Origin of the sequence: Sphingomonas sp. FUKUSWIS1, assembly GCF_000733135.1 — a bacterium.
GTDB classification, from domain to species: Bacteria; Pseudomonadota; Alphaproteobacteria; order Sphingomonadales; family Sphingomonadaceae; genus Sphingomonas; species Sphingomonas aerolata.
Window position 1 is genome coordinate 21,374 of the sequence record NZ_JPJC01000261.1, and the last position, 6,110, is coordinate 27,483.

Consider the following 6,110-nt stretch of genomic DNA (forward strand, 5'->3'; position numbering starts at 1 on the left):
CTCGAACCCGCCCGTTCCGCAGCCCGCATCATTCGGCGTCGATGGCTGCGCTGACCGGGGGAGGGCTGAAGGTGAAGCCCGGGGAGGTCAGCCTGGCGCATCTGGGTGTGCTGTTCCTTGACGAATTGCCCGAGTTCCAGCGGGCGGTACTCGATTCGCTGCGCCAGCCGCTTGAGACGGGAACGATCAGCGTCGCGCGCGCCAATGCGCATGTGACCTTCCCCGCACGCGTCCAGCTGATCGCGGCGATGAACCCGTGTCGTTGCGGTCATCTCGGCGATGCCGGCCTTGCCTGTGCGCGGGCACCGCGCTGTGCCGCGGACTATCAGGCGAAGGTGTCGGGGCCGCTGCTCGACCGAATCGACCTGCACATCGATGTGGCAGCGGTCACGGCGGCGGATCTCGTCCTGCCCCAGGCCGGCGAGGGATCGGCAGCGGTGGCGGCTCGAGTGGCGGTGGCGCGCCGAGTGCAGACCGAGCGCTATCGCGATCATCCCGTGCGGACGAATGCCCAGGCGGACGGCCCGTTGCTCGAGTCGGTCGCTACCCCCGATGCGCCGGGACAGCGTCTGCTGGTGCAGGCGGCAGAGGCGATGCGGCTGACCGCTCGGGGTTACACCCGAATACTGCGCGTCGCGCGGACGATCGCGGATCTGGCCGGCGCCGATCACGTAGCGCGTATCCATGTCGCGGAAGCGCTGAGCTATCGCCGCCGTCCGCCAACCAATTGACGCATGTTTTCACGTCTACAAGATACTTGATCTATGATAATAAGCTAGTACTACTCATTCTGTTAATTGTTGTAGATTAACAATGACCTCACCGAGTTTGGAGTGAGGTGGCGTCGCGCCGGTCCTTATGCCCGTCCGGCCCCGACAGAGCGCGGTAAGGAGCGACAGTGACATTTATCGACCCCGCCCCATTCCGGGCTGCATCCCGCGCTCCAGCGGACGCGATCGCACCAGTCGAGACGGCGACCCGTGTGACGTGCGGTGCCTGTGGCACCGGCAGCATGCTCCCGTTCGATTTCACGATGGCGTTCCAGCCGATCGTCAACATCGCGACGGAGCGGGTCTGGGCCTATGAAGCGCTGGTTCGCGGCACCGACGGTGCGGGCGCGGGGGCGATCCTCGACAGGGTGTCGGGGGACATGATCTACGGGTTCGATCAGGCTTGCCGTGTGCGCGCGGTAGAGATGGCTGGCGCGCTGTTCACGCCGGGCGAGGACGTGAAGCTGTCGATCAATTTCATGCCGAACGCGGTCTATGAACCCAATGCCTGTATCCGGGCGACGCTGGGGGCAGCGGCGCGGGTCGGCTTCGACAAGCGCAACCTGATGTTCGAATTCACCGAGAACGAACGCATGCGCGACGTGCCGCATGTACGGCGGATCATCGAGGCGTACCGTGCGCAAGGGTTCGTGACCGCGATCGACGATTTCGGCGCGGGCTATGCGGGGCTGGGGCTGCTCGCCGAACTTAATCCCGATGTCATCAAAATCGACATGGCATTGATCCGCGGGATCGACGGGTCCGCCGTGAAGCGGTCGATCGTCGCCGCGGTCATCGCATTGTGCGACGAACTTGGCATCATCCCGATCGCCGAGGGGATCGAGACTTCGGGCGAACTGGCGGCGTTGCGCGCGCTCGGGGTACGGTTGTGCCAGGGCTACCTGATCGCGCGTCCCGCGATTGCACGCCTTCCGGTCCCCTTCGCGGACGCCGCAGAGGTGGTCCACGCCTGACGGTCCGGTGCGGCCCGGGCGCGGTACCGGGCTGCGCCGATCCGCGTCGCCGCGGCGATGTCGTGACCGCCGGCGGAACGTCGCTGCGCACGGCGGGTTTAGCCGGCGTAACGATCAATATGATCCAGGGGGATTTGCGGTGACCATCTCGGATGTCCGTGCGACGCAACTCGCACGTCTCGGCTTCGCCGCGCGCGGGCTGGTTTATTGTCTGGTTGCCTGGTTTGCGGTCGATGCGGCAATGCGCGGCGGAACGATCGCCGACAATCAGGGTGCGATCGGATCGCTGGCGGACGAGCAGCTCGGTGCCGTCCTGCTGGCCGTCATTGCCGCGGGTCTGCTCGGCTATGCGGTATGGCGGCTGACCGAAGCGATCGCCGATCCGGAGCAGATCATGCGCGACGCCAAGGGCGCCTTGACCCGGATCGGGCACGTCGTCAGCGGGATCGCCCACCTCATCCTTGCCTGGAGTGCGGCACGTCTCGCCTGGCAACCAAGGACGGGCGGCGGCGGGCAGTCCCCGGGTGACGAGAGTGCCCGCGACTGGACCGGCTGGCTGCTGTCGGTGCCGTTCGGCCGCGTGCTGGTTGCCGTGGTCGCAATCGGTATCCTCACCGCGGCGGTGATGCAGGCGAAAAAAGCCTGGAAGGGCGATTTCGTCAAGGACCTGCACAATGACGGCTCGCTGCCTTCCTATGTCTGCACGATGGGGCGGCTGGGATATGGCGCCCGCGCGGTCGTCTTCACGATCATCGCGGGCTTTTTCGCGGTCGCGGCATGGCAGGCGCATGCGACCGAAGCCGGCGGCATGGCCGACGCGCTGGCGATGCTGCAGGACCAGCCGGGGGGCAAATGGCTGTTGGCCGCGACGGGCGTCGGGCTGGGATTGTTCGGCGTCTACAGCTTTGTCGAAGCGCGCTTTCGCCGCGTTCAGGTTCGTCTGCCGGGCTGAAGATCGCGGCCTAAGGCGCGGGAATAGCGTGCGATCTCATTCGTTCGCTTGTGCACGTGACACATCGCGGGCAGGTTGTGCCGATGAAACGCCTCCTGCCGCTGCTGCTGCTCACCGTCTCGGCCACCACCGCCGCCATCGCCGCTGATCCACGGCCACCCATCCTGTCGCCCGACCGGATCAAGGCGGACGTCAAGACGCTGAGCGCGGATGCGTTCCATGGGCGCGGGCCGACCCAGGCGGGTGAGGCGGTCACGCTCGAATTCCTCGAGCGACGTTTCAAGCAACTCGGGCTGAAACCCATTGTCGGCTCCAGCTATCGGCAGCGTGTGCCCCTGCTGCGCTGGACCCGCGAAGCCGCAACCTTCACGCTGCATCTCGGCGACCAGTCGGTGCCATTACGGCCGGGGATCGAGATCGCGGCATCGTCGCGGATCGTCGGTACGACCGAGCTCGATCATGCCGATATCGTTTTTGTCGGCTATGGCGTGGTCGAACCGAAGCTCGGCTATGATCCGTATCGCGGGGTCGATGTGCGCGGCAAGATCGTCGTCGCCCTGGCCGGCGATCCCGATGTCGAGGCGGGACGCGACTTGGGATTTGGGGGACGGGCCTCAAGTCCGGCCGCACGGACCAAGCTCAGCGAGGCGCAGAAGCGCGGCGCAGCGGCGTTCCTGACGATCCACGAGACGTTTCCGGCCAGCTATCCCTGGCTGCAGATCGCGAACGGCGACGCGGTACCGGGCTATGCGCTCGACACCGGGACGGTGCCTGCGGCGTTCGGACTGCGCGGCAACCTGCGCAACGACATCGGAATCCGTCTGCTGCGGCAGGCGGGGCTGGATTATGCCGCGGCGAAGGCTGCCGCACAGCGCGCCGATTTCGCTGCGATCATATTGAAGGGTGCGACCCTGTCGGCGCGTGTTCAAACGCGGATGGAACATGTCGCGAGCCACAATGTCGTCGGCGTTCTTCCGGGCACCGATCCCGCGGCGGGCAGCATTCTCTATGGCGCGCATTGGGATGCCTATGGGGAGAACGCGTTCGATCCGCCCGCGGACCGGATCCGCAACGGCGCGATCGACAACGGGACCGGCACCGCGACGCTGCTCGAGATCGCGCACGCTTATGCGGGCGCCGCCCGGCCGCGGCGTTCGGTCGTGTTCGCGCTGTGGACTGCGGAAGAGAAGGGGCTGCTTGGTGCAAGCTGGTACGCCGACCACCCGGTCCTGCCGCTCGCGACGACCGCGGCACAGTTCAATCTCGACCCGCATGTCGTGCTGGGGCGAACCCGCGATCTCGAACTGATCGGCGTCGGGCGAACGCCGATGGAGCGTGACCTCACGCGGGTTGCGGCGGCGCAGGGGCTGCGGATCGTGCCCGAGGAGAATACCGAGGCGGGCTGGTATTACCGCTCGGACCATTATGCGCTGGCGCAGAAGGGCGTGCCGGGGGTGTATTTCCGCGCGGGCCGCGATCTGGTGACGGGCGGGGCGAAGGCGGGCGAGGCGATGCGCGATCGGTTCAACGCACGATGCTATCATCAGACCTGCGACGAATTCGACGCACGCTGGGACATGACCGGCGCCGCGCAGGAGGGCAGCGTCGCCTATGCGCTGGGCCGCGAGGTCGCCGAGGGGACGGCATGGCCGGTCTGGAACGCGTCCGAGCCGTTCGCAGCGGCGCGCGACGCGACTCGGGCGGCGCGCAAATGACGGGCACGGCCGTGGCCGGGCCGAAGGGGGCGTTGGGCCCTGTGATAGTCAGCAAGGCGGCGGGAAATATCGCGTCGTCCGGGCTTTATTCAGGCTAGGGCGATATTGCCCGTGCGACGCAGGACGCGATCGCTATAGGGACGCTATGCAAAGCCTTTCAAAGACAAAGACGAACGCCCCCTGGTTCGGCACGATGCTGAGCGGTGCCGCGGTGGTGGCCCTGTTGCTCCCGGTCGACGCCGTTTCGGCCCGAGCGCCGCAGGAGCAGCTGGTGCCGCCGCAACTGTTCCAGACCCAGCCGCAAAGGCCTGTCTCCCCATCGAACCCGCCGGCCAGCCAGCCTGCGCTTCCGGCCCAAGCGATGACGCCGCGCATGGCGGTGCCGCCAGTGGTGCCTACCGTTCGCATGCCGGTGCTGTCCGTTGCCCAGGTCAAACAGCTGCAGAAGCTGCTTGCGTCGGACTCGATGGGGCAGGGGCTTGCCCTCGCGCGGCCGGCGCTGGTGCTCGACGTCGACAACGACACATTGGTCCGCGAAGCGCTCGACCATGCCCGCGCGGTGCATGCTGGGCGTTTGTCCGAGGCAGACTTCCAGCGTGACTGGGGCATGCGCCCGCCCGCCTTCGATCCGCTGCCGGGCTTTGCCGATGCGGTGAAGCGTGACCGGATCGCCGCGTGGTTCGCCGCGTTGCCGCCGCCCTATTCAGGGTATGACGGGCTCAAGGCCGGGCTCGAGCGCTATCGCGCGATCGCGGCGGCGGGCGGTTGGTCGGTGCTGGCGAGTGGGCCGGACATGACGATCGGCGCGACGGGCCCACGCGTGACCGCGCTGCGCCAGCGCCTCGCGGTCGAGGACAAGGACGTATCGGCCGGCGGCGACCGGTTCGACGCCGCGCTGCTCGAGGGGGTACGTCGCGCGCAGCGGCGCTACGGGCTCAACCCGAGCGGGATCGTGTCGGGGCAGACGCTGGGCGCGCTGAACGTCTCGGCGACCGATCGCGTCCGCCAGATCATGGCGAACATGGAACGCTGGCGCTGGCTGCCGCAGGAACTGCCCAAGGATCGCATTCAGGTGAATATCGCCGCCGCGGTCCTGACGGTATTCGACGGCGACCGGCCGATCACGTCGATGCGCGCGGTCACCGGGCGACCGGGTGACGAGACGCCGATGCTGACCTCGACGATTCACAGCGTCGTGATCAATCCGCCCTGGAACGTCCCGACCTCGATCGCGACACGCGAGCTCTGGCCGAAGGAAAAGGCCAATCCGGGATACCTGAAGCGCAACGGCTTCAAGGTGATCGGCGGCACGCGGCTGCAGCAGGCCGCTGGTACGCAGAGCGCGCTGGGGCGGTACAAGTTCGATTTCGACAATCCCTATTCGGTGTATCTGCACGACACCCCGTCACGCGCGAAGTTTGCGAGCTTCAGCCGTCTGGCGAGTCATGGGTGCGTCCGGCTCGAAAAGCCCGCCGAGCTTGCCAACCTCCTGCTGGCGGGTGATCCGCAATGGACCCCCGAGACGGTCGCGGCGACGGTCGATAAGGGCGCTACGGTGCGGGCGCGGCTTAGCAAGCCCGTATCGGTCTATCTCCTCTATTGGACGGCATTCGCCAGTGGTAACGGCCAGATGAACTTCCGCGCGGATCCCTATAGCTGGGATTCGACACTGGCCTCCAAGATCGAGGCACGGTCGGCG

General features: G+C 67.0%; 5 protein-coding genes. All 5 read left to right on the forward strand.

Features of this window, described 5'->3' with window-relative positions; translation table 11 throughout:
* The coding region (locus tag sphsw_RS20665) for an ATP-binding protein (protein ID WP_042467663.1) at nt 1-731 on the forward strand (731 nt) is incomplete at its 5' end.
* 167 nt (nt 732-898) lie between these two features.
* A complete protein-coding gene (locus tag sphsw_RS17085; protein WP_320481508.1) occupies nt 899-1,744 on the forward strand; it encodes an EAL domain-containing protein in 846 nt (281 codons plus the stop codon).
* 139 nt (nt 1,745-1,883) lie between these two features.
* Nucleotides 1,884-2,696: a DUF1206 domain-containing protein gene (locus tag sphsw_RS17090; protein ID WP_031441669.1), complete on the forward strand. Its 813-nt coding sequence runs from the start codon at nt 1,884-1,886 to the stop codon at nt 2,694-2,696.
* 83 nt (nt 2,697-2,779) lie between these two features.
* Nucleotides 2,780-4,411, forward strand: a complete 1,632-nt coding sequence (locus sphsw_RS17095) for a M28 family peptidase (protein ID WP_031441670.1) — start codon at nt 2,780-2,782, stop codon at nt 4,409-4,411.
* A gap of 145 nt (nt 4,412-4,556) precedes the next feature.
* Nucleotides 4,557-6,110, forward strand: a 1,554-nt coding sequence (locus sphsw_RS17100) for a L,D-transpeptidase family protein (RefSeq protein ID WP_235188445.1), incomplete at its 3' end; no start/stop codon positions are given.

Excerpts from the sequence above, each read along its gene's own strand:
- sphsw_RS17095 (WP_031441670.1), top strand. The coding sequence starts at position 2,780 with ATGAAACGCCTCCTGCCGCTGCTGCTGCTCACCGTCTCGGCCACCACC.